The sequence below is a fragment of the Dactylosporangium sp. NPDC051541 genome (assembly GCF_044454505.1).
GTDB lineage: Bacteria > Actinomycetota > Actinomycetes > Mycobacteriales > Micromonosporaceae > Dactylosporangium.
The window spans coordinates 68046-94296 of the sequence record NZ_JBITDU010000009.1 but is presented as its reverse complement, the minus strand read 5'-3'; the positions used below and the strand labels follow the sequence as shown (position 1 = coordinate 94296).

30 protein-coding genes and 1 riboswitch are annotated in these 26251 nt (G+C 72.0%); of the genes, 26 read left to right on the top strand and 4 right to left on the bottom strand.

What is annotated here, in order from left to right:
• Positions 1-78: 78 nt before the first annotated feature.
• The 5 genes from mihF to ACIA8L_RS34630 all read left to right on the top strand — a co-directional run bounded on the left by mihF (position 79) and on the right by ACIA8L_RS34630 (position 5620).
• Complete coding sequence (gene mihF, locus ACIA8L_RS34650) at positions 79-399, top strand: integration host factor, actinobacterial type (protein WP_190253177.1); 321 nt, start codon at positions 79-81, stop codon at positions 397-399.
• 187 nt (positions 400-586) lie between these two features.
• Positions 587-856, top strand: coding sequence for a DNA-directed RNA polymerase subunit omega (gene rpoZ, locus ACIA8L_RS34645; RefSeq protein ID WP_223095917.1), 270 nt, complete (start codon positions 587-589; stop codon positions 854-856).
• A gap of 4 nt (positions 857-860) precedes the next feature.
• A complete protein-coding gene (gene coaBC / locus ACIA8L_RS34640) occupies positions 861-2084 on the top strand; it encodes a bifunctional phosphopantothenoylcysteine decarboxylase/phosphopantothenate--cysteine ligase CoaBC (RefSeq protein ID WP_395911092.1) in 1224 nt (407 codons plus the stop codon).
• A 128-nt stretch (positions 2085-2212) separates the two neighbouring features.
• Entirely contained in the window at positions 2213-3412 is a 1200-nt protein-coding gene (metK, locus tag ACIA8L_RS34635) for a methionine adenosyltransferase (RefSeq protein ID WP_395911090.1), read from the top strand.
• Between the two features lie 297 nt (positions 3413-3709).
• Positions 3710-5620 carry a primosomal protein N' gene (locus ACIA8L_RS34630; protein ID WP_395911741.1) on the top strand — a complete coding sequence of 637 codons (1911 nt, stop codon included), beginning with the start codon at positions 3710-3712 and terminating at the stop codon, positions 5618-5620.
• On the opposite strand, the gene ACIA8L_RS34625 is transcribed toward ACIA8L_RS34630, so the two are convergent.
• Positions 5561-6151, bottom strand: a complete 591-nt coding sequence (locus tag ACIA8L_RS34625; protein WP_395911089.1) for an AAA family ATPase — start codon at positions 6149-6151, stop codon at positions 5561-5563. The two genes, ACIA8L_RS34630 and ACIA8L_RS34625, sit on opposite strands and share 60 nt — an antisense overlap.
• Positions 6148-7872 carry an ABC transporter ATP-binding protein gene (locus ACIA8L_RS34620; RefSeq protein ID WP_395911087.1) on the bottom strand — a complete coding sequence of 575 codons (1725 nt, stop codon included), beginning with the start codon at positions 7870-7872 and terminating at the stop codon, positions 6148-6150. The genes ACIA8L_RS34625 and ACIA8L_RS34620 overlap by 4 nt, the downstream gene beginning before the upstream one ends.
• A gap of 64 nt (positions 7873-7936) precedes the next feature.
• Between ACIA8L_RS34620 and def the strand changes: the two genes are divergently transcribed.
• From def to ACIA8L_RS34605, 3 genes are read left to right on the top strand one after another with little or no spacing between them, the layout of a single operon-like run.
• Entirely contained in the window at positions 7937-8485 is a 549-nt protein-coding gene (gene def, locus ACIA8L_RS34615) for a peptide deformylase (RefSeq protein ID WP_395911085.1), read from the top strand.
• Positions 8482-9429: a methionyl-tRNA formyltransferase gene (fmt, locus tag ACIA8L_RS34610; RefSeq protein ID WP_395911083.1), complete on the top strand. Its 948-nt coding sequence runs from the start codon at positions 8482-8484 to the stop codon at positions 9427-9429. Before def ends, fmt begins: the two co-directional genes overlap by 4 nt.
• The gene (locus ACIA8L_RS34605) at positions 9429-10874 is read left to right on the top strand and encodes an RsmB/NOP family class I SAM-dependent RNA methyltransferase (protein ID WP_395911081.1); all 1446 of its coding nucleotides are present in this window, start codon (positions 9429-9431) and stop codon (positions 10872-10874) included. Before fmt ends, ACIA8L_RS34605 begins: the two co-directional genes overlap by 1 nt.
• Here the strand turns inward: ACIA8L_RS34605 and ACIA8L_RS34600 are convergent.
• The gene (locus ACIA8L_RS34600; protein WP_395911079.1) at positions 10871-11416 is read right to left on the bottom strand and encodes a hemerythrin domain-containing protein; all 546 of its coding nucleotides are present in this window, start codon (positions 11414-11416) and stop codon (positions 10871-10873) included. The two genes, ACIA8L_RS34605 and ACIA8L_RS34600, sit on opposite strands and share 4 nt — an antisense overlap.
• 92 nt (positions 11417-11508) lie before the next feature.
• Between ACIA8L_RS34600 and rpe the strand changes: the two genes are divergently transcribed.
• From rpe to ACIA8L_RS34560, 8 genes are all read left to right on the top strand, one after another.
• Positions 11509-12168 (top strand): ribulose-phosphate 3-epimerase, encoded by a 660-nt coding sequence (gene rpe / locus ACIA8L_RS34595; RefSeq protein ID WP_395911077.1) that lies wholly within the window; start codon positions 11509-11511, stop codon positions 12166-12168.
• 45 nt (positions 12169-12213) lie between these two features.
• Positions 12214-13164, top strand: a complete 951-nt coding sequence (locus tag ACIA8L_RS34590; protein ID WP_395911075.1) for a response regulator — start codon at positions 12214-12216, stop codon at positions 13162-13164.
• A gap of 110 nt (positions 13165-13274) precedes the next feature.
• Entirely contained in the window at positions 13275-14201 is a 927-nt protein-coding gene (locus ACIA8L_RS34585; RefSeq protein WP_395911073.1) for a DUF4142 domain-containing protein, read from the top strand.
• A 144-nt stretch (positions 14202-14345) separates the two neighbouring features.
• A riboswitch (FMN riboswitch) is annotated at positions 14346-14493 on the top strand.
• Between the two features lie 127 nt (positions 14494-14620).
• A complete protein-coding gene (gene ribD, locus ACIA8L_RS34580; protein ID WP_395911072.1) occupies positions 14621-15652 on the top strand; it encodes a bifunctional diaminohydroxyphosphoribosylaminopyrimidine deaminase/5-amino-6-(5-phosphoribosylamino)uracil reductase RibD in 1032 nt (343 codons plus the stop codon).
• A gap of 3 nt (positions 15653-15655) precedes the next feature.
• Positions 15656-16270, top strand: coding sequence for a riboflavin synthase (locus ACIA8L_RS34575; RefSeq protein ID WP_395911071.1), 615 nt, complete (start codon positions 15656-15658; stop codon positions 16268-16270).
• Positions 16267-17505, top strand: a complete 1239-nt coding sequence (locus ACIA8L_RS34570; RefSeq protein WP_395911070.1) for a bifunctional 3,4-dihydroxy-2-butanone-4-phosphate synthase/GTP cyclohydrolase II — start codon at positions 16267-16269, stop codon at positions 17503-17505. The genes ACIA8L_RS34575 and ACIA8L_RS34570 overlap by 4 nt, the downstream gene beginning before the upstream one ends.
• Positions 17505-17981: a 6,7-dimethyl-8-ribityllumazine synthase gene (ribH, locus tag ACIA8L_RS34565; RefSeq protein ID WP_395911068.1), complete on the top strand. Its 477-nt coding sequence runs from the start codon at positions 17505-17507 to the stop codon at positions 17979-17981. Before ACIA8L_RS34570 ends, ribH begins: the two co-directional genes overlap by 1 nt.
• 156 nt (positions 17982-18137) lie before the next feature.
• Positions 18138-18524: a hypothetical protein gene (locus ACIA8L_RS34560; protein WP_395911066.1), complete on the top strand. Its 387-nt coding sequence runs from the start codon at positions 18138-18140 to the stop codon at positions 18522-18524.
• 132 nt (positions 18525-18656) lie between these two features.
• On the opposite strand, the gene ACIA8L_RS34555 is transcribed toward ACIA8L_RS34560, so the two are convergent.
• On the bottom strand, positions 18657-19136 hold the full coding sequence (locus ACIA8L_RS34555; RefSeq protein ID WP_395911065.1) for a hypothetical protein: 480 nt from the start codon (positions 19134-19136) through the stop codon (positions 18657-18659).
• A gap of 124 nt (positions 19137-19260) precedes the next feature.
• Between ACIA8L_RS34555 and ACIA8L_RS34550 the strand changes: the two genes are divergently transcribed.
• The 10 genes from ACIA8L_RS34550 to pheS all read left to right on the top strand — a co-directional run bounded on the left by ACIA8L_RS34550 (position 19261) and on the right by pheS (position 26250).
• Positions 19261-19854: a SigE family RNA polymerase sigma factor gene (locus ACIA8L_RS34550; RefSeq protein WP_395911063.1), complete on the top strand. Its 594-nt coding sequence runs from the start codon at positions 19261-19263 to the stop codon at positions 19852-19854.
• Positions 19851-20837, top strand: a complete 987-nt coding sequence (locus ACIA8L_RS34545) for a Gmad2 immunoglobulin-like domain-containing protein (protein ID WP_395911061.1) — start codon at positions 19851-19853, stop codon at positions 20835-20837. The genes ACIA8L_RS34550 and ACIA8L_RS34545 overlap by 4 nt, the downstream gene beginning before the upstream one ends.
• A gap of 65 nt (positions 20838-20902) precedes the next feature.
• Positions 20903-21166 (top strand): phosphoribosyl-ATP diphosphatase, encoded by a 264-nt coding sequence (locus ACIA8L_RS34540; protein ID WP_344620409.1) that lies wholly within the window; start codon positions 20903-20905, stop codon positions 21164-21166.
• 43 nt (positions 21167-21209) lie between these two features.
• Positions 21210-22061, top strand: a complete 852-nt coding sequence (hisG, locus tag ACIA8L_RS34535; protein WP_395911059.1) for an ATP phosphoribosyltransferase — start codon at positions 21210-21212, stop codon at positions 22059-22061.
• Positions 22062-22117: 56 nt separating this feature from the next.
• Positions 22118-22606, top strand: a complete 489-nt coding sequence (locus ACIA8L_RS34530) for a PH domain-containing protein (protein ID WP_395911057.1) — start codon at positions 22118-22120, stop codon at positions 22604-22606.
• A gap of 231 nt (positions 22607-22837) precedes the next feature.
• On the top strand, positions 22838-23437 hold the full coding sequence (gene infC, locus ACIA8L_RS34525) for a translation initiation factor IF-3 (RefSeq protein ID WP_395911740.1): 600 nt from the start codon (positions 22838-22840) through the stop codon (positions 23435-23437).
• 165 nt (positions 23438-23602) lie between these two features.
• Entirely contained in the window at positions 23603-23797 is a 195-nt protein-coding gene (gene rpmI, locus ACIA8L_RS34520) for a 50S ribosomal protein L35 (RefSeq protein WP_395911055.1), read from the top strand.
• Positions 23798-23889: 92 nt separating this feature from the next.
• Entirely contained in the window at positions 23890-24252 is a 363-nt protein-coding gene (gene rplT / locus ACIA8L_RS34515) for a 50S ribosomal protein L20 (RefSeq protein ID WP_223095878.1), read from the top strand.
• A 25-nt stretch (positions 24253-24277) separates the two neighbouring features.
• A complete protein-coding gene (locus ACIA8L_RS34510) occupies positions 24278-25036 on the top strand; it encodes a TrmH family RNA methyltransferase (RefSeq protein ID WP_395911053.1) in 759 nt (252 codons plus the stop codon).
• Between the two features lie 128 nt (positions 25037-25164).
• Entirely contained in the window at positions 25165-26250 is a 1086-nt protein-coding gene (gene pheS, locus ACIA8L_RS34505) for a phenylalanine--tRNA ligase subunit alpha (RefSeq protein WP_395911052.1), read from the top strand.
• The last annotated feature ends 1 nt before the right edge of the window (position 26251 follow it).

The following is a 26251-nucleotide window of genomic DNA, read 5'->3' as shown; positions in this document are numbered from 1 at the left end:
GCCGAAATGGCTTCTGACCGCTAGTTTTCCCGGCGCTAGACCATCAACACTTTTTTTCAAGGGACCTGAGGAGACCTGGTGCCGCTCCCGTCACTGAGCCCGGAACAGCGCGCGGCCGCTTTGGAAAAGGCGGCTGAGATCCGTAAGGCTCGCGCTGAGCTGAAGGAGCAACTCAAGCAGGGCAAGACGACGCTTGCCGCCGTGATCGACCGTGCGGAGTCCGACGATGTCGTCGGCAAGCTCAAGGTCTCGGCTGTGCTCCAGGCGATGCCCGGCATCGGCAAGATCCGGGCAACGCAGATCATGGAGAAGCTGAAGATCGCCGAGAGCCGCCGCCTGCGCGGCCTTGGTGACCAGCAGCGGAAGGCCCTGCTCGGGGAGTTCGCCGGCGGCAAGTGACGCCCCGGCGGTCCCCCCGGACCGGTTGCAAGAGTGAGATTTCGACGCGCCCGGACACCTGTCCGGGCGCGTCGGCGTCTCCGAAGGGCCTTTCGGGGCGGCCCGTTTCGTTTCAGCGGCTTCCGACCCGTCTGGTAAGGTCGTTAGGTTCGTGAGCTGTCAATACTGAAAGTGTTGAGGTTGTTTCGTGGCCGGAACCGTGGCAGACCCGCAGGGGATCACCAACCCGCCGATCGACGAGCTGCTCGAGAAGACGACGTCGAAGTACGCCCTGGTGATCTTCGCGGCGAAGCGTGCCCGTCAGGTCAATGCCTACTACAGCCAGCTGGGTGAGGGTCTCCTCGAGTACGTGGGCCCGCTGGTCGAGACCACGCCGCAGGAGAAGCCGCTCTCCATCGCCCTGCGCGAGATCAACAGCGGGCTCCTGACCGCCGAGCGCATCGAAGAAGTCGCCTGATCACATGTCCGACCAGCGCGCCGGGGAACGGCCTCGGGTCGTCCTCGGCGTCGCCGGCGGCATCGCCGCCTACAAGGCCTGTGAACTGCTGCGGCAGCTGACCGAGTCCGGTCACCGGGTGCGGGTCGTGCCGACCGCCGCCGCGCTCACGTTCGTCGGCGAGGCCACCTGGGCCGCGCTGTCCGGCCAGCCGGTCAGCACCGACGTCTGGACCGGCGCCCACGAGGTGCCGCACGTCCGCCTCGGCCGCGAGGCCGACCTCGTCGTCATCGCCCCGGCCACCGCCGACCTGCTGGCCAAGGCCGCGCACGGCCTGGCCGACGACCTGCTCACCAACACGCTGCTCACGGCCCGCTGCCCGGTGCTCTACGCCCCGGCCATGCACACCGAGATGTGGGAGCACCCCGCCACCCGGGCCAACGTGGCCACGCTGCGCGCCCGCGGCGCCGTCGTCCTCGAGCCCGCCGTCGGCCGCCTCACCGGCGCCGACACCGGCAAGGGGCGGCTGCCCGAGCCGGCCGAGATCTTCGCCGCCGCGACCCGGCTGCTCAGCCGGGGCGTCGCCGAACAGGACCTGGCCGGAAGGCATGTCGTCGTCACCGCCGGCGGGACCCGCGAGCCGATCGACCCGGTGCGGTTCATCGGCAACCGGTCGTCCGGCAAGCAGGGCTACGCCCTGGCCCGGGCCGCTGTCGCCCGGGGCGCCCGCGTGACGCTGATCGCGGCGAACGTCACACTGCCCGACCCGGCCGGGGCCGACGTCGTCCGGGTCGAGACCACCGAGCAGCTGCGGGTGGCCGTCGTCACCGCCGCGAAGGCGGCCGACGCCGTGGTCATGGCGGCCGCGCCGGCCGACTTCCGACCGGTCAACCGGTCCGCGACGAAGATCAAGAAGGTTGACGGCGCGGCACCGGTGCTGGAGCTGGCGACCAACCCCGACATCGCCGCCGAGCTGGGCGCGGCCAAGCCCGAGGGCCAGGTGCTGGTCGCGTTCGCGGCCGAGACCGCCGGCCTCGAGCAGGCCCTCGCCGCCGGTCAGGAGAAGCTGGTGCGCAAGCGGGCCGACCTGATCGTCGTCAACGAGGTCGGGGTGGACAAGACGTTCGGGGCGGAGCGCAACCAGGCCGTCATCCTCGGTGCCGACGGCACCCGCGACGACCTGCCCGACCTGCCCAAAGACGATCTCGCGGATAGGATTTGGGATCGTGTGATCGCCCGTTTTGCCTGATCGCCGAGGTGCTGCGCGCTAGGAAGCGTCCTAAAACCCGTCAGACCCTCGACCGGGCCGTGCGAGCAAGGTCGTACACTCTGGCGAAACTCATCATGTCGTCCGCCGCATCCCCCTGAGGAGCACCATTGGCACGCCGCCTGTTCACGTCGGAGTCGGTCACCGAAGGCCACCCGGACAAGATCGCCGATCAGATCAGTGACGGCGTTCTCGATGCGCTTCTCACCCAGGACGCGCGCAGCCGCGTGGCCGTCGAGACGCTCATCACCACCGGTCAGGTCCACGTGGCCGGTGAGGTGACCACCAGCGCCTACGCCGACATCGCCAAGATCGTCCGCGAGACGATCCTCGGCATCGGATACGACTCGTCCAAGAAGGGCTTCGACGGCGCCTCCTGCGGCGTGAGCGTGTCGATCGGTGCGCAGTCGCCCGACATCGCCCAGGGTGTCGACTCGGCCATCGAGGTGCGTGAGGGCAGCGGGGGCGGCGGCGACTCGCTCGACCTGCAGGGCGCCGGCGACCAGGGCATGATGTTCGGCTTCGCGTGCAGCGAGACGCCGGAGCTCATGCCGCTGCCGATCGCCCTGGCCCACCGCCTGGCCCGGCGGCTCTCCGCGGTGCGCAAGGACGGCACGATCCCCTACCTGCGCCCGGACGGCAAGACCCAGGTCACCATCGAGTACGACGGGCTCAAGCCGGTCCGCCTGCACACGGTGGTCGTCTCCAGCCAGCACGCACCTGACATCTCCCTGGACTCCCTGCTCACCCCGGACGTCCGCGAGCACGTCATCGCGCCCGAGCTGGAGAACCTGGGCCTGGAGACCGAGGGCTACCGGCTGCTGGTCAACCCGACCGGCCGCTTCGAGATCGGCGGCCCGATGGGCGACGCCGGCCTGACCGGCCGCAAGATCATCGTCGACACCTACGGCGGCTACGCCCGCCACGGCGGCGGCGCCTTCTCCGGCAAGGACCCGTCGAAGGTCGACCGCTCGGCCGCCTACGCGATGCGCTGGGTCGCCAAGAACGTCGTGGCCGCCGGCCTGGCCGAGCGCTGCGAGGTGCAGGTCGCCTACGCGATCGGCAAGGCCCACCCGGTCTCGCTGTTCGTGGAGACCTTCGGCACCGAGGTCGTCCCGGTCGAGCGGATCGAGAAGGCCATCAACGAGGTCTTCGACCTGCGCCCGGCCGCCATCATCCGCGACCTGGACCTGCTCAAGCCGGTCTACCAGCAGACGGCGGCCTACGGTCACTTCGGCCGCGAACTGCCCGGCTTCACGTGGGAGCAGGCCTCCCGCACGGCCGAGCTCAAGTCCGCCGCCGGCGCCTGACGCATTTTCGAAACTCTTCCGACGTTGGCCGATCAGCCCGGATCCCGGATTGATCGGCCATCGTCATTTCCGCCACCCGGCGATAATCCATCTGAGTCTATTCATTCACCTTCACGCCCTGAAGTCGTGCGCTCAACCGATCGATCCGAGCCTATTGAACCGGCACTGTTCCCGGAGTCGGATCTAAAGCCGCGGGCGGTCGCCGAGCGCATTGCCGGAAATGCCGGTGGCAAGGCCCGGGCGGCGCGCAAGGCGGCCCCGCCGAAACGCGCGGCCGCGGCATTGCCGATCGCCCGCGTGTGCGTCGACAGCCCGCTGCCGCACCTCGACCGCCCCTTCGACTACCAGGTCCCGGCCGAGGCGGCGGCGGCCGCCCAGCCCGGCACCCGGGTCAAGGTCCGCTTCTCCGGCCAGCTCATCGACGGCTTCGTGCTGGAGCGGGCGGCCGGCAGCGACCACGAGGGCAAGCTCTCGTTCCTGGACAAGGTGGTCTCACCCGAGCCCGTCCTCACGCCGCGGGTGGCGCGGCTGGCCCGGGAGGTCGCCGACCGCTACGCCGGCACCCTCTCCGACGTCCTGCGCCTGGCCATCCCGCCCCGGCACGCGCGGGCCGAGGCGGCACCACCGGCCGAGCCGCCGCCCCCGTTCACCGCCGCCGTCGACGGCTTGGCCTGGCACCGCTATGTCGCCGGGGCCGCATTGCTGCGCGCCCTCGCCGACGGCCGGGCGCCCCGCGCCGTCTGGACCGCGCTGCCCGGCGAGGACTGGCCGGCGCGCCTGGCCGCGGCCGCCGCCACCAGCCTCGCCGCCGGTCGCGGCGCCCTCATCGTGGTCGCCGACGCCCGGGACCTGGACCGGCTGGACGCCGCCCTGCTGCGGGTCCTCGGCGGGCCCGGGCATCACGTCGCCCTGTCGGCCGCGGCCGGGCCGTCCGAGCGATACAAGCGCTTCCTCGCCGTCGCCCGCGGGAGCGCCCGCATCGTGATCGGCACCCGGGCGGCCGCGTTCGCGCCGGTCGCCGACCTCGGTCTGGTCGCCATCTGGGACGACGGGGACGACCTGCACAGCGACCAGCGGGCACCGTATCCGCACGCGCGGCAGGTCCTGCTGGCCCGGGCCGAGCTCGAGCACTGCGCGGCGATCGTGGGGGGCTTCGGCCGTACCGCCGAGGCCCAGCAGTTGATCGAGACCGGATGGGCCATCGAAGTGGGCGCGACCCGCGAGGAGCTGCGGCGCTCGATGCCCCGGGTCGTGACCGTCGGCGAGCAGGAGCGCGCCCGCGACAACGCCCAGGCCGCCGCCGCGCGCCTGCCCACCCTCGCCTGGCGGGCCGCCCGGGACGCGTTGAACGCCGGCGCCCCCGTGCTGATCCAGGTCCCTCGGCGCGGCTACCTGCCGGCCGTCGCCTGCGCCGACTGCTTCACGCCGGCCCGGTGCGCGGTGTGCTCCGGCCCCCTCGCGCTGCCGGCCGCGCACGGCGTGCCGTCCTGCCGCTGGTGCGGCCGGCCCGCCGCCGACCACGCCTGCCCGCAGTGCGGCCGCCGGCGGCTTCGCGCGGCCGTCGTCGGGGCCCGCCGTACCGCCGAGGAGCTGGCCCGGGCGTTCCCGGACACGCCGGTGCGCACCTCGGGCCGCGACGGCATCCTCACGTCGGTGCCGGGCGAGGCCACGCTCGTCGTCTCCACCCCGGGCGCCGAGCCGCTGGCCGACGGCGGCTTCGGCGCGGTGCTGCTCCTCGACGCCTGGGCCTTCCTGACCCGGGCCGACCTGCGCGGCACCGAGGAGGCCCTGCGCCGCTGGTTCGCGGCCGCGGCCCTGGCCCGCCCGGGCGCGCCCGTCGTCGTGGTCGCCGACGGGGGACTGGTCGCCGTGCAGGCCCTGCTGCGCTTCGACCCGGCCTGGCTCGCCGCCCGCGAGCTCGCCGAGCGGCGCGAGCTGGGCTTCCCGCCGGCGGTGCGGATCGCGGCGCTGACCGGCCCGCCGGCCGCGGTCGCGGAACTGCTGTCGCTGGCCGAGCTGCCACCGGGGGCCGAGGTGCTCGGGCCGGTGCCGGCGGCCGAGGAGGGCCACGAGCGGATGCTGGTGCGCACGACCCGCTCGGCCGGCAAGGCCCTCGCCCTGGCGCTGAAGACCGCGGCCGGGGCCCGGTCAGTCCGAAAGGCCGCCGATCCGGTCAAGATCCAGGTCGACCCTCTCGATCTGCTGTAGCAGCGGCGGCGCCCCCGCCCGGTTGTCGATCTCCAGGTGCGGCACGGCCGGCGCCCGGTCCGGCGGGATCGCGGCCAGGAACTCCGCCCACCGGGCCAGCTTCTGCCCGTCGCGGTGCGAGCCCCGCTCCAGCAGCCGCTGCCGCAGGGTCTGCGGGTCGGAGCGGACCCACACCAGCGTCACCAGATCACCGCCGAGCGCCGACACGAACGCCGACCACCGGGCCGGGTCCGAGATCTGCCCGGTGAACGGCCCCGACAGCAGGACCGGGCAGCCGTGGGAGCGGATCTCCCGGGCCGTCGCGGCCAGCCCCGAGTATTCGTGGACCTTGATGTTCGCGTCGTACCAGGGGCCCTCCCGCTCGCCCGGCGGGCGGCCGGACGCCTCCAGGGTCGCGGCCACGAAGTCGCCGTAGACGGTGTCCTTGTCCAGCAGCGCCGGGGTGGGGGAGAGCAGCCGGAGCAGCAGGTTGGCCACCGTCGACTTGCCGGCTCCAGGCGGCCCGGCCACCACCCATACCGGTGCGCTCACTGCGCGACCAGGAGCTGGTTGGTGGCCAGCTCGCGGTAGAGCGGGGAGATGTCGAGGAGCTCCTCGTGCCGGCCCACCGCGGCCACCCGCCCGCCGTCCATCACCACGATCTGATCGGCGTCGACGACCGTCGAGAGCCGGTGCGCGACGACCATCATCGTCCGGTCGCGGGCCACCATGTCGATCGCCTCGCGCAGCGCCACCTCGTTGCGGGCGTCCAGGTTGGACGTCGGCTCGTCCAGCAGCAGGATCGGGGGCGCGGCCAGCAGGGTCCGGGCGATGGCCAGGCGCTGCCGCTCACCGCCCGACAGCAGCACACCACCCTCGCCGACCTGCGCGTCGAGCCCCTCCGGGGTGCGGGCGACGATGTCCGTCAGGTTCACCGCGGCCAGGACCTCCAGCATCTGCGCCTCGGTCGCCGACGGTACCGTCAGCCGCAGATTCTCCCGCAGCGTGCCGGCCAGCACCGGGGCCTCCTGCTCGACGTACCCGAGCTGGGCCCGCAGCGTCGGCCGGGGCAGCTCCCGCACGTCGGCCCCGGCCACCCGAATCGTGCCGGCGGTGACGTCGTAGAACCGCTCGACCAGCTGCAGCAGCGTCGACTTGCCGGCGCCGGACGGCCCGACGAGGGCGGTGCGGGTGCCGTACGGGACGGTGAAGGAGACGTCCGTCACGATCGGCGTCCGGTCGTAGCCGAACGTGACGTGCTCGAAGACCACCGCCGCCGGTGTGCTTGTCGGCGTCGCGGTGCCGGTGTCGGGCTCCAGCGGTACCGCCAGAATGTCTTCCATCCGCTGCAGCGCCCCGAGCCCCGTCTGCAGCTGCGTGTAGGCGTGCAGGGCCTGGCCCAGCGGCATGACCAGGAAGAACAGGTACAGCACGAACGCCACCAGGTCCCCGACGGAGATCGTCCCGGCCGCCACCCGCGCCCCGCCCACCCCGAGCAGCAGCAGGAACGCCCCCTGGATCGCCGCGATACTGGCCGGCCCGATCATGGCCTGCAGCCGCGCGATGCGGACCCCGGCCCGATACGCCTCCTCGGCGCTGGACTCGACCGTCGCGATCTCCCGCTCCTCGGCGCTGCTGGCCCGGATCGTCCGCGCCGCCGACAGCGCCCGCTCCACGGCACTGGTCATCTCACCGATCCGCGCCTGCGCCTCCTCCGACGCCGGCCGCACCCGCCGCGAGAACACCAGCGCGATCGACAGCCCCAGCGACAGCCCGAGCGCCGCGGTCAGGAACAGCACCGGGTCGAGCAGCAGCATCGCCACCGTCGCTCCGACCACCATGACCGCACCGGTGACGGTCTCGAACAGCCCGGACGTGACGACGGCCCGCAGCAGCGTCGTGTCCGCCCCGACCCGCGACAGCAGATCCCCGGTCCGCCGCCGGTCGTACTCACTGATCGGCAGCCGCAGCAGATGCCTGGTCAGCCGCCGCCGCGACCCCAGGACGAGGCCTTCGGCGGTGCGCTGGAGCAGGTAGTCCCGGACGGCACTGATGACCGCGACCGCCGCCAGCACGATCACGAGCAGGACGACGGTGCCCCCGATCGCCTGCGACGCCTGCAGGCCGTCGAGGACCCGCCTGGTCAGCAGCGGCTGCGCGAGGGTGGTGACGGAGCCGAAGAGGGAGAGGACCCCGACGACGACGAGGGTGGCCCGGTGATCGCGAAGGTAGGGCAGCAACGACCGCAGCGAGACGCGAGGCGTTTCGGACACGCTCCAACGCTAGCTTAGACTTTGAGCTGCCGATTCCAGCTGATCTTCCCTGACGAGGTGCCGCTTGACCGTCCAGTCCGTCCGCCTGTTCGGCGATCCGGTGTTGCGCACCGCTGCCGACCCCGTTGTCGACTTCGACAAGGAGTTGCGCAAGCTGGTCGGTGACCTGCTGGAGACGATGCACCAGCAGAACGGCACCGGGCTGGCGGCGCCGCAGATCGGGGTCGGGCTGCGGGTGTTCACGTTCGACGTGGACGACGTCGTCGGGCACCTGGTGAATCCCGTGCTCGAGTTCCCCGACGAGGAGGAGCAGGACGGGCCCGAAGGGTGCCTGTCCATCCCCGGGGTGTATGTCGACACGAAGCGGCGGCAGAACGTGATCGCCAAGGGGTTTGACCAGCACGGGGAGGCGATCCAGATCGTCGGGACCGGGCTGATGGCGCGGTGCACGCAGCATGAGACCGATCACCTCGACGGGGTCCTGTTCGTGGACCGGCTCGACTCGGAGCGGCGCAAGCAGGCGATGAAGGAGATCCGGGCGGCGGAGTGGTACAACCCCGAGACGCCCCCGGTGGTCAAGGCGAGCCCGCACGGGCTGTTCGGCATCCGGTGAGGCTCGTCTTCGCGGGGACGCCGGCCGTGGCGTTGCCCGCCCTCGATGCCATCGCCGCCTCCGAGCACGAGCTCGTGGCGGTCGTCACCCGGCCCGACGCGCCGTCCGGGCGGGGGCGGCAGCTGGTGCCGTCGCCGGTCAGCGCCTGGGCGTCCGAGCGCGGGATCCCGGTGCTGACGCCGGCGAAGCCGCGGGAGCCGGAGTTCCAGGAGCGGCTGCGGGCGCTGGAGCCGGACTGCGCACCCGTCGTGGCCTACGGCGCGCTGGTCCCGCGCAGCGCGCTGGACATCCCCCGGTTCGGCTGGGTCAACCTGCACTTCTCGCTGCTGCCGGCCTGGCGCGGGGCGGCGCCGGTGCAGCATTCGGTCCTGCACGGCGACGAGATCACCGGGGCCAGCGTGTTCCTGCTCGAGGAGGGCCTCGACACGGGGCCGGTGTTCGGGACGCTGACCGAGCCCATCGGGCCGCGCGACACGTCCGGCGATCTGCTGGACCGGCTGGCCAAGTCGGGCGCGGAGCTGCTCGTGCGGGTCCTGGACGGCATCGAGCAGGGGGGCCTGTCGGCGGTACCGCAGCCGCATGAAGGTCTTTCGTCGGCTCCGAAGCTCACCGTGGAGGACGCCCAGGTGCGCTGGTCCGATCCCGCGTTCGCGGTCGATCGGCGGATGCGGGCCTGCACGCCGGCGCCCGGCCCGTGGACGACGTTCCGCGGTGAGCGGCTCAAGCTGGGGCCGGTCACGCCGCTGACGGCGGCGACCGTGATCGCCGGGGGGCCGCCCGCGCCCGGGCCGGGGGAGGTCGTCGTCGAGCGCAACCGGGTGCTCGTCGGCACCGGCACCGTGCCCGTCGTCCTCGGCACCGTGACCGCGCCCGGCAAGAAGACGATGCCGGCCGACGCCTGGGCCCGCGGGGCCCGGGTCGAGTCCGGGGAGAGCGTGTCTTGATGCGGGCAGTGCCCCGGCGCGGCCCGGGACAGCGGCCGGCCGGTGGGCGCGACGATCGGCTCAACCGGCCCCCGCGCGGTGGCCGCCCGGCGATCGACCCGGCCCGCGAGGCCGCGTATGAGGCGGTCGCGGCCGTCCACCGCGACGACGCCTACGCCAACCTGGTGCTGCCCGGCATCCTGCGGGAGATGGGGGTGACGGGGCGGGACGCGGCGTTCGCGACCGAGCTGACCTACGGCACCCTCCGCCAGACCGGCACCCTCGACGCGATCGTCGCCGCCGCGGCCGACCGCGCGGTGGAGCGGATCGACCCGCCGGTCCGCGACGCGCTGCGCATCGGCGCCTATCAGCTGCTGCACATGCGCGTCGGCGCGCACGCGGCCGTGGCCACGACCGTGGATCTGGTCCGCTCGCTGGTGCCGGGTGCGGCCGGGTTCGCCAACGCCGTCCTGCGCCGGATCGCCGAGTCGGACCGCGCGGCCTGGCTGGAGCGGCTGGCCCCGGCCGACCCGGTGGCCCGGGCGGCGCTGGTCCACGCGCATCCGGCGTGGATCGTGAACGCGTTCACCGACGCGCTCGGCTCGCTCGACGAGGCGGAGCTGGCGCTGGATGCCGACAACCTTCCGCCGCCGGTACATCTCTGTGCCCGCCCCGGCCGGATCGGCAACGAGGACCTGGCCGCGTCGCTGCGGGGCGCCACCGTGGGGCGCTACTCGCCGTTCGCGGTGGTCCTGTCCGGCGGCGGCGACCCGTCCGCGATCCCGGCGATCCGCGACGGCCGCGCGCACGTCCAGGACGAGGGCAGCCAGCTGGTGGCCGGCGTCCTCGCACAGGCCGCCATCACCGGGCCCGACGAGCGCTGGCTGGACCTCTGCGCCGGCCCGGGCGGCAAGGCCGGCCTGTTGGGTGCGCTGGCGGTGCGGCGGGATGCCCACGTCACGGCGGTCGAGGTGACCCATCACCGGGCGGCACTCGTGGCGAAGGCGACCGAGGGCCTGCCGGTCTACACGATCAACGCCGACGGCCGCGACGTGGGCAAGGACCCCGACCTGCCGGAGGGCGTCTTCGACCGGGTCCTGGTCGACGCGCCGTGCACCGGCCTGGGTGCTCTGCGCCGCCGCCCGGAGGCCCGCTGGCGCCGGCAGCCCTCGGACCTGCCGGCGCTGACGAAGCTGCAGCGGGAGCTGCTGCAGTCGGCGTTCCGCGCGGTCCGCCCGGGCGGCGTCGTCGCCTACGTCACGTGCTCGCCGCACCAGGCGGAGACCGAGGTGTCGGTGACGGAGGCGGCGCGCCGCTCGTCGATCGCGATGGAGCTCGTCGACGCCCGGCCCTACCTGCCGCCGTCGCTGCCGGAGACCGGGACGGGGCCGACGGTGCAGCTCTGGCCGCACCGCCACGGCACCGACGCGATGTTCATCGCCCTGCTGCAGCGCGGTCCCGACTAGCTCAACGCCTCGTGGTGCAGCGGCTCGCGCTGCTGCGGGGGCTGCACGTCGGGGACGAGGGCGGCCACCTTGTCGCGGGCGCCGCAGCCGGTGGCGATGAGCCGGTCGCGCTCGGCGGCCCAGGCGACCCCGAGGGCCGCGCGGGTGGCCGGGTCCATCTGGATGCGGGCGTCGTTGAGCAGCGTCCGCTCCTCCTCGTCGAGGTGGTGGGCGAGGGAGTTGGCGAGCTTGCCGACGGCCCGCTCGAACTCGGGGCTCAGCACGTCCTCGACGTCGAGCAGCGCCAGCAGTTTGCGGTGGCCGTCGATGTGCTCGTCGGCCCCGTGCTCGGCGTGGTCGCCGCCGCCGGCGAGCTCGCGGACCTTCGGGTACACCGCGGACTCCTCGGCCTCGGCGTGCCCGACGAGCAGGTCGGCCAGCTCGGTGCGGGCCTGCCGCCGGCGCGCCCGCACCGCCTCGGCGTCGGTGTCGCGGGCCCGCAGGACGCGCAGAAGTGACTCGAACCGCACATGGTCGGCGATGATCGCCTCGACGACATCCATGGCCGACATTCTCGCAGCCGGGCCCGCCGCCGAGGCGCGAACGCCGGGGTGATCTTCCGTGCAGTCGGTGCCCGAACCGATAGCATCACGCTGTGCCGGACAACGTGTTGATTGCGCCCTCGATCCTCGCCGCCGACTTCGCCCGGCTCGCCGATGCGGCCCGGGCCGTCGAGGGGGCCGCCGACTGGCTGCACGTGGACGTCATGGACTACCACTTCGTGCCCAACCTGACGATCGGGCTCCCGGTGGTCCAGAGCCTGCGCGCGGCCACGACCCTGCCGTTCGACTGCCATCTCATGATCGCGGAGCCGGCCCGCTGGGCGACGCAGTACGCGGAGGCCGGCGCCTACAACGTCACGTTCCACGCCGAGGCCGCCACCGACCCGGCGGCGATCGCGAAGGACCTGCGATCGGCCGGGAGCCGCGCCGGACTGGCGATCGACCGCGACACGCCGGTCGAGGGGTACCTCGAGCTGCTGCCCCACTTCGACCTCCTGCTCATCATGACCATCAAGGCCGGCTTCGGCGGCCAGGCGTTCATGCCCGAGCTGCTGGACAAGGTCCGCACGGCCCGCCGCCACATCGACACCGGTCACCTGGAATTGCGCATTGAAGTCGACGGCGGTGTGGCCGAAGATACGATCGCGGCGTGTGCGGAGGCGGGCGCCGACACGTTCGTGGCCGGGACCGCCGTCTATGGCGCGGAGGATCCGGCCACGGCGGTACGCAAACTTCGGGCTCTGGCTGTTTGAGTTTCCGGCTTTTCGGACTTTTCGCGTCTACGAGCGGACGGGACTGTGGTGGGCGAACGCGACCTGATCCTCGTGGTCGACGACGACAACGACATCGCCCGGTTCATCAAGGTGAACCTCGACCTGGAGGGCTTCGAGGTCCTGGTGGCCAACGACGGTGCCACCGCGCTCGCCATGATCCAGGAGCACAAGCCGGCCCTGGCCGTCGTCGACTGGATGATGCCGCACCTCGACGGCCTGGAGCTGACCCGCCGCCTGCGCGCCGACCCGATGACCGCCTCGATGCCGGTGATCCTGCTGACCGCCCGCGGCCAGACCGCCGACAAGGTCATCGGCCTGCAGGCCGGCGCCGACGACTACCTGGTCAAGCCGTTCGACACGATGGAGCTGGTCTGGCGGGTCCGTTCGACCCTGCGCCGCAACCAGGAGAACCGCGAGGTCTCCCCGCTCACCGGCCTGCCCGGCAACACCCGCATCCTGCGCGAGATCACCGACCGGGCCCGGGCCGGCACCGACTTCGCCGTCTCCCACGTGGACATCGACCGCTTCAAGCCGGTCAACGACGTCTACGGCTTCCAGCGCGGCGACGAGTTCATCATCGCCCTGGCCCGCAGCCTGCACCGGGCCGTGGTCGACATCGGCCTGCCCCCGGCCTTCCTCGGCCACATCGGCGGCGACGACTTCCTCCTGGTCTGCACCCCGGAGCAGCTCAAGGACCTCACGACCAACGCCATCCTCTCCTACAGTGCCGCCGCGGACGCCCTCTACGACCCGGTCGACGCCGAGCGCGGCTACATCGAGGTCGTCTCCCGCACCGGTGAGGTCCAGTACCCCAACCTGGTCACCCTCTCCATCGGGGTGGCCGTGGTGACCCAGGAGAGCGGCTTCAAGGACCCCCGCGAGATCATCGCCATCGCGACGGAGATGAAGAAGGTCGCGAAGAAGCACAACGGCAACTACGTCGCCGTCGACCGCCGCAGCACCGTCGACCTCTGACCCACCCCGGCCCCGGCGCCCCGAGGTTGCCACCACGTTGCAACTTGGGCGAACGTTAGATCCGTAGCGGCTTGGTTACTGAGAGTGGCGACATCTGTACTGTCCCACGATTGGAGGGCGCCGTCATGCGCGTCCCGTTCAGTGTCAAAGCCTGCACCGTCGCCGCGGTCCTGCTCGCCGCCGCCGTGGCGCCCGCGCCCGCACAGGCCGCCGCCAAGGATCTGTCGTCCCTGGACAAGGCGTTCGTCGACGCCGCCGGGCACGGTGGCGCCTTCGAGGTCGAGTCCGGCAAGGTCGCGGCCGACCGGGCGACGAACTCCGCGCTGCGGTCGTTCGGCCGCCAGATGGTCAAGGACCATACGAAAGCCGGCGACAAGCTGGCCACCCTGGCCAAGGACCTCGGCCTGACCGCACCGGACAAGCCCGACAGCGTGCAGCGGGCCATCATCGGCATCTGGTCGGGGCTGTCCGGCGCGGCGTTCGACTGCTCCTACGGCCCCACCATCTACGCCGACCACGGCGCGGACGTCGGCCTGTTCGAGCGCGAGGCCGCCGACGGCCAGAACGCCAAGCTGCGCACGTTTGCCCGGGACACCCTGCCCACGCTGCGCGAGCACCTGGCGATGGCGGCCACGAACGTGAAGAACCTGTCCTGCGGCAACGGCAACGTCAACGACGTCCCGACCCCGAGGCCCACCTCCACCTGGACCGGCCGCCCCGACCCGTGGCCGACGTGGACCGGCCGCCCGGACCCGTGGCCGACGATGCGGCCCACGCACCGCCCGACGCACGGCCCGACCTACCGCCCGACGACACACCCGACGGCGTGGCCGACGAACCGCCCGCGCCAGACCCCGACGGCGACACCGAGCCGCACCCGGACCGTCCGCCCGACTCCGACCACCACCCGCACCATCCGCCCCACGGGCCGCCCGACCCTGACCCTGTGGCCGACGGCCCTGCCGACCTCGTGGCCGACCCGCTTCCCGCTCCCGACGTCGACCGTCACGGTGACCCTGCCGACCACCGTGCCGTAGTCCGACGCCGCTCCACGCCCACGGGCGGCCCGGCACTGCGCCGGGCCGCCCGTCCGGGTGCCCGGCGGGGCTGTGACACATATCCCGAATCGGAGGACAGTAAGGACCGCCGGTTGTGTGTAAGACTCAGGTTACGTACCCACCACGCGCTGGCGGGGCTCGGTGAAATTCCGAACCGGCGGTAACCGTTCCTCACGGGACGGAAGCCCGCGACCCGGTCGAAGCCATCGGCCGGTGGATCTGGTGTGAGACCAGGGCCGACGGTCAAAGTCCGGATGGGAGTTCAGCGCGCGGGATCCGGAGTCTGCCCGTTTGGGCGGGTTTCGGTGGGTCGCTGCGTGCTCCCTTGGCCGATGCGAGGCCGGGTGCGACCGTCAGCGTCCCCCCGCGTGTGATCACTGACCACGCGGGAGAGGGCCATGGCTGACGACGAGACGTTCATGCGACGCGCCATCGAGCTGGCGCGCCTGAGCCTCGGCGAGACCAGTCCCAACCCCAACGTCGGCTGCGTCATCGTGGCCGGCGGAGTCGTCGTCGGCGAAGGGCGGACCGCGCCCGCCGGTGGGCCGCACGCCGAGGTCCGGGCCCTGCTGGCGGCCGGCGAGCGGGCGCGCGGGGCCACCGCCTATGTCACCCTCGAGCCCTGCGACCACACCGGGCGGACCGGGCCCTGCTCGCAGGCGCTCGTCGCGGCCGGAGTGGCCCGCGTGGTCGTCGCGGTGGCCGACCCCAACCCCCTGGCCGCCGGCGGAGCCGAGACGTTGCGGTCCGCCGGTGTCGCCGTCGAATTGGGAGTGGTACTGCGAGAAGCCGCCCACGAAGCCATGGAGGGCTGGCTCACCGCCGTCTCGCGGGGCACTCCTTACGTCATCTGGAAGTTCGCGGCCACGCTCGACGGGCGATCGGCGGCCGCGGACGGGACCAGCAAGTGGATCACCTCGCCGGCGGCGCGGGCGGACGTGCACCGGCTGCGGGGCCAGGTCGATGCGATCATCGCCGGCATCGGCACCGTCCTGGCCGACGATCCGCAGCTCACGGTGCGTTCCCCGCATGGCGAGCCGGCGGCCCGCCAGCCGCTTCGGGTGGTCGTCGGAGGCGCGCGGAGTACCGGAGCGGGATTGCAAGTTTTTGATCGTTCGGCTCCGACGTGGGTGGCCGAACCCGGCGGCGACCGGAAGGTCGACCTGCCGGCCATGCTCCGCGAGCTCTACGCCCGCGGGGTCCGGGTCGCGCTGCTCGAAGGCGGGCCGACCCTCGCCGGGGCGTTCCTGGCCGCGGGGCTGGTCGACCGGGTCGTCGCCTACCTCGCGCCCAAACTGCTCGGGGCCGGGCCGGCCGCCCTCGGGTTCGCGGGAATCTCCAGCATCGCCGAAGCATTGACGCTTGACGTTGTCGACCTTGCCAGGATCGGGCCCGACGTGCGCCTGACGGCAACTGTGAAAGGTGCGTGAGCAGTGTTCACCGGCATCATCGAAGAGCTCGGGACGGTCATCGGTATCGATGCGCTGGGCGACTCCGCCCGGCTGTCGATCCGCGGGACGACCGTGACGAGCGACGCCGCCCACGGGGACTCGATCTCCGTCAACGGCGTCTGTCTGACCGTGGTCGACGTCACCGTCCTGGAGACCGGTGCAAGGTTGTTCACGGCCGACGTCATGGGGGAGTCGCTCAAGCGCTCGACCCTCGGGACGCTGCGGCCGGGCTCCGCGGTCAACCTGGAGCGGGCCGCGACCGTGGCCACCCGGCTCGGCGGGCACATCGTGCAGGGCCACGTCGACGGGGTCGGCGAGATCATCGGGCGCGAGGCCGGCGACCAGTGGGAGACGGTGACGTTCGCGCTGCCCGCGGGGCTGGGGCGATACGTCGTGGAGAAGGGCTCCATCACCGTCGACGGCATCTCGCTGACCGTCATGGCCGTCACCGGCGACACGTTCTCGGTCGGGCTGATCCCGACCACGCTCAAGCTCACCACGCTCGGCGCCAAGGGCGTCGGCGAGCACGTCAACCTGGAGGTCGACATCATGGCCAAATACGTGGAGAAGCTGCTCGGGAAAGCCGCCCGGTCATGAGCGGCGACTCGCTGGACCCGATCGAGCGGGCGGTCAAGGACATCGCGGCCGGGCGCCCGGTCATCGTCGTCGACGACGAGGACCGCGAGAACGAGGGCGACCTGATCTTCGCGGCCGAGTTCGCGACGCCCGAGCTGGTCGCGTTCATGGTGCGATACACGTCCGGCTACATCTGCGTGCCGATCACCGAGGCCGAGGCCGACCGGCTCGACCTCCCGCCGATGTACCGCACCAACCAGGACCGCCGCGGCACCGCCTACACCGTGACCGTCGACGCCCGCTTCGGCGGCACCACCGGCATCTCCGCCGCCGACCGGGCCCGCACCATCAGGCTGCTCGCCTCGGCCGAGACCGGCCCCGACGACCTGTCCCGGCCCGGGCACATCGTGCCGCTGCGGGCCAAGGACGGCGGGGTGCTGCGCCGCGCCGGGCACACCGAGGCCGCCGTCGACCTGGCCGTCATGGCCGGCCTGCGCCCCGCCGGCGTGCTGTGCGAGATGGTCAACGACGACGGCACCATGATGCGCCTGCCCGACCTGCGCAAATTCGCCGAGGAGCACGACCTGGCGCTGATCAGCATCGCCGAGCTCATCGCGCACCGGCGCCACACCGAGGAGCAGATCGACCGGGTCGCGGAGACCCGGCTGCCCACTGAGCACGGGGTGTTCCAGGCGGTCGGCTACACGCAGAAGTACGGCACCGGCGAGCACATCGCCCTCGTCTACGGCGACCTCGGCGACGGCGAGGACGTCCTCGTGCGGGTGCACTCCGAGTGCCTGACCGGCGACGTGTTCAGCTCCGTGCGCTGCGACTGCGGCCCGCAGCTGGAGGCCTCGATGAAGCTGGTCGCCGCCGAGGGCCGCGGCGTCGTGCTCTACATGCGCGGGCACGAGGGCCGGGGCATCGGGCTGATGCACAAGCTGCAGGCGTACCAGCTGCAGGACCTCGGCCGCGACACGCTCGACGCCAACCTCGACCTGGGCCTGCCCGCCGACGCCCGCGAATACGGCACCGGGGCGCAGATCCTCGTCGACCTCGGCATCAAGACGATGCGGCTGCTCACCAACAATCCGGCCAAACACGCCGGTCTGGAAGGGTACGGTCTGTCCGTACTGGGTCGCGTGCCCCTGCCGACCCGGCCGCACCCCGAGAACGTGCGCTACCTGCGCACCAAGCGGGACCGCATGGGGCACCTGCTGGACGAGCTCGACGAGGTCGCGGAGGGATTGGCGTAATGGCAGGCAGTGGTGCGCCCGTGCTGCAACGGGTGGACGGCACGGGGCTCACGCTGGGCATCGTCGCCACACGGTGGCACGGCGAGCTCGTCGACCACATGCTGGACCGGGCGATCGAGGCCGGCGAGGCGTCCAACGTCGACCACATCACGGTGGCCCGGGTCGACGGGGCGGTCGAGCTGCCGGTCCTGGCCCAGGCCCTGGCCCACCGGTTCGACGCGGTGGTCGCGCTCGGCGTGGTCATCCGCGGCGACACGGCCCACTTCGAGTATGTCTGCCAGTCGGTGACGGACGGCCTCACGCGCGTCGCGCTGGACGAGAACACGCCGGTCGCGCACGGGGTGCTGACGGTCGACAGCATGGAGCAGGCCCGCGCCCGGGCCGGGTTCCCGGACTCGGCGGAGGACAAGGGCTACGGGGCGACCTTGGCCGCCCTCGACGCCGCCGTCGCCCTCCGCCTGGTCGCCAAGTCCTGACACCACGCCCGCGAGGTCGGATATCTCCACGCCGCGGCGCCCGGATATCCGACTTTTCGCATATGTCGGTGCGGGGTGGCGCGGCCGAATTCTGACCACGTATTCTCTCGGCGTCGTCGGCCTTGGCCGCCAGCCGCGAAGATCCGAGGAGCGGTCGTGGAGGACGTGTCCGATCCATTGAGCCTCGGGTCGTTGCCGGTCGCGCCGCCGGTGTCACTCCCGGCGCAGCGGCACTGGTGGTCCGGTCGGCGGTTCGGCTGGTTCCTGGGCGGCGCCGCCGTCGGGGTGGTCGGACAGGTGCTGGTCTGCGGATATTGGCTGTTTTCGTTCGTCTCGATGGTCCTCTACGCGGTGCCCGACTCGCTGTTCACGGCGACGGCCATCACGGCCCTCGCCCAACTCGTGCTCTTCGTCGGATGCGTCGGTGCCGGCGTTGGAACGCTGCGCCGAAACCGCAATCTTGGTATTGGACTCATCGCCGGCTGGGCGGCCGGCCTGGCGGTTCTGGTGCTGGGCGTGGGGCTGATCTTCTGGGCCGCTTGACGCACGACTGAGCACCGAGTGGTTCCAGCCGGGACACCAGCGCTTCGCAACAGCGTGACGGCGAGGATGCCCGCGCCGGCCGAGAGGTCCCGCCTCTCGGTCCGGCGGTGGAGGCCGAACCGTGAATGCGGCTCAGACCTCGAGTGCCGCGGCCAGCTGGTCGCGGAAGGAGCGCTCGGCCGGGGTGACCTGCTCGCCGCCGATGCCAAGCACGCCGCCGGAGCTCGCCGCGCCCACGACCGTGTCGGCCAGGGTGACGACCCAGTAGCGGTAGGCCTCGGCCTCGGCGGCCTCGGCCTTCGCGGCCAGGAGCTCGTGGGCGGAGCCGGCCCGGGCGATGACGTCGGCCAGGCCGGCGTCGCGGTCGGGGAACTCGATGACCGGGGGCTCCTCGCCCTCGGTGATGTCACCCTGCCGGGCGACCACCTCGGCCGCCACCGACTTCACGAGCTCGCTGGACGAGCCGCGGCCGTCGGCGATGGCGGTCATGCCCGCCGCCCACTCCTCGCGGGTGCGCCGGGCCCCGTCGTGCTCGGCCTGGGAGGCGGCGATCAGGACAGACTGGGGGAGGCCGACGAGCAGGCCCCACTCTTCGTCGGAGAAATCGGTCACGCCCGCCAATGTAACCAGGTGATCCGCGTAACCGGGTGATCGGGCCGGTAAACCGTCGGGCGGACCCGCGCGTCGTCTGGGTGTGACAGCCGAAACCGCGGCCGCGGCATGGCACCGTGGGCACGTGCAGGCAGCGACCCCCGGCGATCCGGCGCGCGACCTCCAGTCGGGACTTCGGGCTCGACTGTTCGGCGTGGAGGCGGAGAACCTCCACCACATGAGCGCCGACGACGCCATCGGGGCGCTGTTCGCCGCGCACTACCGGGGGCTGGTCCGGCTCGCGGTGCTGCTGCTGCACGACGAGGCGGTGGCCGAGGACGTGGTCCAGGACGCCTACGTGGCCCTGCACCGCCGGTGGGGGCGGCTGCGCGACGCCGACAAGGCGCTGGGCTACCTGCGCACCAGCGTGCTCAACGGGGCCCGGTCGGCGCTGCGCAAGCGCGGTGTCGTCGAGCGGCACGTCGCGAAGGGGCCGGACGGGCCGCAGGTGGTGGTCAGCGCCGAGACGGGGGCGCTGAGCCTGCTGCGGCACCGGGAGGTCCTCGCGGCGGTGCGGCGGCTGCCGACCCGGCAGCGGGAGGCGATCGTGCTGCGGTACTACGCGGAGCTCAGCGAGGCCGAGATCGCCGACGCGATGGGGTGCAGCCGCGGCGCCGTGAAGAGCCACGTGTCCCGCGGGATGCAGGCGTTGCGCAAGAGTCTGGAAGAGGCGCTATGAGGCCCGGTCAAACACCTGAGGAGCGGCTGCGGGAGGCCTTGCGGGCCCGGGCCGACGAGGTCGAGCCGTCGCCCGACGCCCTGCCGAGGATCCGGGCCCGCACCGCCCGCACGTGGCACCGCACCTTTCGCACCGCGATCGGCGCGGTCGCCGCCGTCGCCACCGCCATCGCGATCGCCGTGGTGGCGGTCCAGGTCAACCGGGGCCAGCCGGCGAACCAGCCGGCCGGCAACGGCGCGGAGCAGTCGAAGAAGCCCAGTCTGAGCGCGACCACGACGACGATCAGCCTGCCCGCCTACTTCACGAGCAACGGCCGGCTGTACCGCGAGTTCCTGACCGCCACCGCCCTGACCGACGAGGGCCGCATCGAGGCCGCGGTCGAGCTCTCACTGCAGGGCAAGGCCAAGGACCCCGACTACCGCAGCCTGTGGCCGGGCACCGTCAAGGTCAACCGGATCACGATCAGCCAGGCCCAGGTCACCGTCGACCTCGGCGGTGTCGGCGCCAAGCCCGACGACCCCCGCCTGGCGCTCCAGCAGCTGCTCTACACCGTGGCCGCGGCCGCGACGTACACCTCGATCAAGCACGCCGACGGCATCCGCCTGCTGGTCGACGGCAAGGCCGAGCCGCGGCTCTGGGGGGCCGTCGACACCGGTGGCGTCCTGCGGACCGGGGTCCTCGCCGACCTGCAGGGGCCGGTGTGGGTCATCGAGCCGGACGAGGGCGCGGTGGTGGGCAAGACGTTCACGGTGTACCTCGCCGGGGTCGCCTTCGAGGGGACCGTCAGCCTGCGGGTCCGCAGCGCCGGCGGTGCGCTGGTCGACGAGCGCACCGTGCAGCTCAGCGCGGGTGCGCCGGCACTCGGTGAGGCGCGCTTGCAGCTGACGTTGCCTTCAGGGCGGTACACCATCGAAGGTTTTCTGGTTTCTGAGAAGGACTCCTCCGAGCAGTGGATGGACGACCATGACTTCACCGTGGGGTGAGGCGCGACACGCCTGTCGCTAATCGGATTCCGTTTCCGGGCGCGGGCCTGCGAGAATCCGTCCCCGTGAAGACCTTCGACGAGCTGTTCGCCGAGCTGAGCGCCAAGGCCGCGGCCGGCACCCCGGGATCCGGCACCGTCGCCGCGCTCGAGAAGGGTGTCCATTTCATCGGCAAGAAGGTCGTCGAGGAGGCCGCCGAGAGCTGGATGGCGGCCGAGCACGAGGGGCCGCAGCGCACCGCGGAGGAGCTCTCGCAGCTGCTGTACCAGGTGCAGTGCCTGATGCTGGCGACGGGGCTGTCGCTGGAAGACGTCTACCGACATCTGTAGGTCGGTCCTCGTCCTTCCCGTCGTTATGAGTGGAGAGCCCCGCATGCTGCGTATCGCCGTGCCCAACAAGGGCGTCCTCGCCCTGCCCGCCAGCCAGATGCTCCAGGAGGCCGGCTACCGCCAGCGCTCCGACCCCAAGGACCTGCTCTGCCTCGACGAGGCCAACAGCGTCGAGTTCTTCTACCTGCGCCCCCGTGACATCGCCACCTACGTCGGCTCCGGCGACCTCGACCTCGGCATCACCGGCCGCGACCTGCTCGTCGACGCCGGCAGCCCGGCGGTGGAGGTGCTCGACCTCAACTTCGGCCGGGCCACGATCCGCTTCGCCGCCGTCCCCGGCTCGCTGAAGGGCACCGCCCCGGCCGACCTGGAGGGCCTGCGGGTCGCCACCGCGTTCCCGGGCGTCATGGAGCGCTACTTCGCCGAGCACGGCGTGCGGGCCGCGATCATCCGGCTCGACGGCGCCGTGGAGAACGCCATCCGCCTCGGCGTCGCGGACGTCGTCGCCGACGTGGTCGAGACCGGCAAGACCCTGCGCCAGGCCGGGCTGGACGTGCTCGGCGATCCGATCATGAAATCGTCGGCGCTGCTCATCCGGCGGGCCGGTGACGATATTCCGGCGGGGGTACCGCAGCTGCTGCGCCGCCTCCAGGGCGTCCTCGTCGCCCGGCAGTACGTCATGCTCGCCTACGACGTGCAGCAGGACGGCCTCGACGCCGCCGTCGCGCTGACACCGGGCATCGAGTCGCCGACCATCTCCAAGCTGCACCGCGAGGGCTGGTTCGCCGTCCAGGCGATGGTCCCGCAGGCCGAGGTGCACCGGATCATGGACGAGCTCTACGAGATCGGCGCCCGCGCCATCCTCGTGACCGGAATCCACGCCTGCCGCCTCTGACGGCGTCCGGGCCTGCCGCCTCCGGCGGTGTCCGGCCGAAGTGGCAGACTGGGGCCGTGAGCAGCAGTGCGCAACCGGCCCCAGTCGTCGCCCGTCCGCAGCGGGCCCGGATCATCGCCTACGTTCTGGCGCTCGTCGTCGTGGTGGTCTTCACGCTCATCGCCTTCGGGCTGCACGGCAAGACCGGTGACGGCCCCGGCTACTTCCAGCGCGGCGACCAGGCGGCGATGATCGGCCTGGGTCTGTGCGCCGCCGCCGGCATCCTGCTGATGACCCGGCCCCGGGTCGAGGCCGACGAGCACGGCGTGCGGGTGCGCAACATCATCGGCGCCTACGACCTGCCGTGGGACGTCGTGCGCGGCGTCACGTTCGGCCGCGGCGCCCCCTGGCTCACCCTCGACCTGCAGGACGACGAGCGGGTCGCGGTGATGGCGGTGCAGATGTCCGACAAGGACTACGCGGTCAAGGCGGCCCGGGCGCTGCGGGCCCTGCACACGGCCAGCCGGACGCCCGCCGCGGTTGACCCGGCGGTCGTGGTAGAGTAGACACCGTCGACCGCATCCCGACCCACATCGGGGTGTTCGAAGCGGAGCGCCGAGCTCCCACCCGTGCAGCTGCAACAGGCGGCCGGGTCCGGTCCGGCGGACTTTATTCGGGAGTCCGTCGAACGGCCCTCGCCTGCGTATGCGCGGCGGGGGTTTTTGGCGTTCCCGCCCAGGTCGGCCACATGAGATTGAAGTACCTATCGAGGAGGCCCCATCACCACAGAGCCACGCATCAACGAGCAGATCCGGGCACGTGAGGTCCGGCTGGTCGGCCCGGAGGGTGAGCAGGTGGGCATCGTCCCGCTCGAGCGCGCACTCCAGCTGGCCGCCGACGTGGACCTGGACCTGGTTGAAGTTGCGCCCATGGCACGCCCGCCCGTCTGCAAGCTCATGGACTTCGGCAAGTTCAAGTACGAGAGCGCGCTCAAGGCCCGGGAAGCCCGGCGTAACCAGCAGCAGACCGTCATCAAAGAGATGAAGCTCCGCCCGAAGATCGACCCGCACGACTACGAGACCAAAAAGGGTCACGTGGTGCGGTTCCTCAAGGCGGGCGACAAGGTCAAGGTAACGATCATGTTCCGTGGCCGCGAGCAGAGCCGCCCGGAGCTTGGTTTCCGGCTGCTGCGCAAGCTCTCGGAGGAGATCTCGGAGCTGGGCTTCGTCGAGTCCTCGGCCAAGCAGGACGGCCGTAACATGATCATGGTCTTGGCACCGCACCGCAACGTGAAGGCCGCGGCCACCGAGCGCCGCGAGAAGTCGGAAGACGGCACGGGCTCGGAGGACGAACCAGTCGCCGAGCAGCCGGAGCCGGTCACCGCCGACCAGGCTTGATATCCGGCCCGCACACCGGGGCCGCAGCACCATTTGACGCCCGGGTCGTTCACCAAGCGGCCCGGGGCGTAGCACCACCGTGTCCACCACCGCGTCGTGCGGGCGGGTCCTGCACTGCGCGGGCGCCCGGCTGCGTGCCGCAGCGATTGAAGGGCAACATCAGCCATGCCGAAGTTCAAACCGCACTCCGGGATGAAGAAGCGCGTGAAGGTCACCGGTCGCGGCAAGTACCTCGCCGAGCCCGCCGGCAAGCGCCACCTCCTCGAGGTCAAGTCGAGCAAGCGCACCCGTCGCCTCACCGGCAACGTGGAGCTCGCGCCGTCGGAGACCCGTCGCGTCAACAAGATGCTCGGCCGATAACCCTCGGCGTTGTCCCCCCGACCTTTCTAGACTTCGACCGGCCCGCGATGGGGCACAGCCCTGAGGCCGGTCTCGCCTGAGGAGTTTGAACCGTGGCACGCGTGAAGCGGGCAGTGAATGCCCAGAAGAAGCGCCGCACCGTCCTGGAGACCGCCAGCGGCTACCGCGGGCAGCGCTCCCGCCTGTACCGCAAGGCCAAGGAGCAGGTGCTGCACTCGATGCAGTACGCCTACCGCGACCGTCGCGACCGCAAGGGTGACTTCCGCCAGCTGTGGATCACCCGGATCAACGCCGCGGCCCGCGCGAACGGCATGACGTACAACCGCCTGATCCAGGGCCTGCGCCTGGCCGGCGTCGAGGTGGACCGCAAGATCCTGGCCGAGCTCGCCGTCAGCGACGAGAAGGCCTTCACCGGCCTGGTCCAGGTGGCGAAGACGGCCGTTGCCGCCGCCTGATCCGCAGTCGAGCTCGCGACCCGGGGTGTTCACCGTTCGAACGCCCCGGGTCGTCGCTGCTCGGCGCCTGCACCGCCGCCGGGACCGGGACGAGAGCGGCCGCTTCCTCGCCGAGGGCCCGCAGGCCGTCCGCGAGGCACTGAAGGCCGGCGTGGTCACGGAGCTCTTCGCCACCGCCGAGGCCGCCGCCCGCTACCCGGAGTGGTCCGCCTCGCTGGTCGATGACGCCGCCATGGAAGCTCTCGCGGACACAGTGCAGCCTCAAGGCGTTGTGGCCGTCTGCCGTCAACGCGATATTCCGCTCGAACAAGCGCTTGTTCAAGCGCCCCGCCTCGTCGCCGTCTGCGTCGACATTCGCGACCCGGGCAACGCCGGCACCGTCCTGCGCACCGCCGACGCCGCCGGCGCCAAGACCGTCATCTTCGCCGGCGACTCCGTCGACCCCTACAACGGCAAGGCCGTGCGGTCATCGGCCGGCAGCCTGTTCCACGTCGACGTCGTCCGGGCCCGCGATACCGCCGCCACGATTGCCACGTTGCAAGCGGGGGGCTTGCAAGTGCTGGCCGCCGACGGTTACGGCGACGCGGACCTCTTCGAGGTCGCGACGTTGGATAGACCAAGCGCTTGGTTGTTCGGCTCCGAGGCGCACGGCCTGCCCAAGGACCTGAACGCCGATCTCCGCGTGCGCGTGCCCCTCTACGGCGGCGCCGAGAGCCTGAATCTGGCTGCGGCCGCGGCCGTATGCTTGTACAGTTCCGCGAAAGCGATGAGGGGTGTGCAGTGATGTCTTCCTTTATGTGGCCCGCCGGATGCGGTGGGCAGACAGGAAGCGCCACCTCCTGACCTCTTCCCACGACCGGCGGGCGGACCTCTCTAGACTGTCCGAGGCCAATCTCCCGTGGGAAGAGTCCGATGACCTACCGCAACGATCCGTACGATCCGAAACAGGCCGCGCTGCTCGACCAGGGCGCGCTCGACGACGCGGTCGCCGCGGCCGACAAGGCGTTCGCCGGGGCGGGCGACCTCGACGCACTCGCCGCGCTCAAGCACCAGCACCTGGGCGACCGCGCCCCCGTGTCCCTGGCCCGCCGCGAGATCGGCTCGCTGCCCCCGGCGGCCAAGGCCGACGCCGGCAAGCGCGTCAACCTCGCCCGCGTCGCCATCCAGGGCGCGTTCGACGCCCGGCTCGCCGTCCTCACCGCCGAGCGGGAGGAGCGGGTCCTGGTCGAGGAGGCCGTGGACGTCACCCTCCCGGCCGCCCGCCGCCCGGCCGGCGCCCAGCACCCGCTGACCAAGATCATGGAGCGGGCCGGTGACCTGTTCGTGAGCATGGGCTACGAGGTCGCCGAGGGCCCCGAGGTCGAGTGGGAGTGGTACAACTTCGACGCCCTCAACATGCACCCGGATCATCCGGCCAGGTCCATGATGGACACCTTCTTCGTGGCCGCCGGCGCGCCCGATCAGGACCAGGATTCCCGGGTCGTCCTGCGCACCCACACCTCGCCGGTGCAGGCCCGCACGATGACGACCCGCAAGCCGTCGATCTACATCGTCTGCCCGGGCCGCACGTATCGCACCGACGAGCTCGACGCCACCCACACCCCCGTCTTCCACCAGGTCGAGGGCCTGGTCGTGGACAAGGGCATCACCATGGGCCACCTCAAGGGCACCCTGGACAACTTCGTCAAGGGCCTCTTCGGCGAGCAGGCCCGGACCCGCCTGCGCCCGTCGTACTTCCCGTTCGTCGAGCCGGGCGCCGAGATCGATCTGTGGTTCCCGCAGCACCGCGACGGCCCGCGCTGGGTCGAGTGGGGCGGCTGCGGCATGGTCAACCCGCGGGTGCTGCGCGCCTGCGGGATCGACCCGGAGGAGTATTCCGGCTTCGCGTTTGGCATGGGCATCGAGCGGGCCCTGATGTTCCGCAACGAGGCCGCCGACATGCGCGACATGGTTGAGGGCGACGTGCGCTACGCGCGGGCGTTCGGATGGGAGGCCTGAG

Bases quoted from the DNA above. Each gene is read 5' to 3' on its own strand.
- rpmI (WP_395911055.1), top strand. From the start codon at position 23,603: ATGCCGAAGTTCAAACCGCACTCCGGGATGAAGAAGCGCGTGAAGGTC.
- hisG (WP_395911059.1), top strand. From the start codon at position 21,210: ATGCTGCGTATCGCCGTGCCCAACAAGGGCGTCCTCGCCCTGCCCGCC.
- ribH (WP_395911068.1), top strand. From the start codon at position 17,505: ATGGCAGGCAGTGGTGCGCCCGTGCTGCAACGGGTGGACGGCACGGGG.
- coaBC (WP_395911092.1), top strand. From the start codon at position 861: ATGTCCGACCAGCGCGCCGGGGAACGGCCTCGGGTCGTCCTCGGCGTC.
- ACIA8L_RS34605 (WP_395911081.1), top strand. From the start codon at position 9,429: ATGCGGGCAGTGCCCCGGCGCGGCCCGGGACAGCGGCCGGCCGGTGGG.
- ACIA8L_RS34600 (WP_395911079.1), bottom strand. From the start codon at position 11,416: ATGGATGTCGTCGAGGCGATCATCGCCGACCATGTGCGGTTCGAGTCA.
- ribD (WP_395911072.1), top strand. From the start codon at position 14,621: ATGGCTGACGACGAGACGTTCATGCGACGCGCCATCGAGCTGGCGCGC.
- ACIA8L_RS34545 (WP_395911061.1), top strand. From the start codon at position 19,851: ATGAGGCCCGGTCAAACACCTGAGGAGCGGCTGCGGGAGGCCTTGCGG.
- ACIA8L_RS34570 (WP_395911070.1), top strand. From the start codon at position 16,267: ATGAGCGGCGACTCGCTGGACCCGATCGAGCGGGCGGTCAAGGACATC.
- pheS (WP_395911052.1), top strand. From the start codon at position 25,165: ATGACCTACCGCAACGATCCGTACGATCCGAAACAGGCCGCGCTGCTC.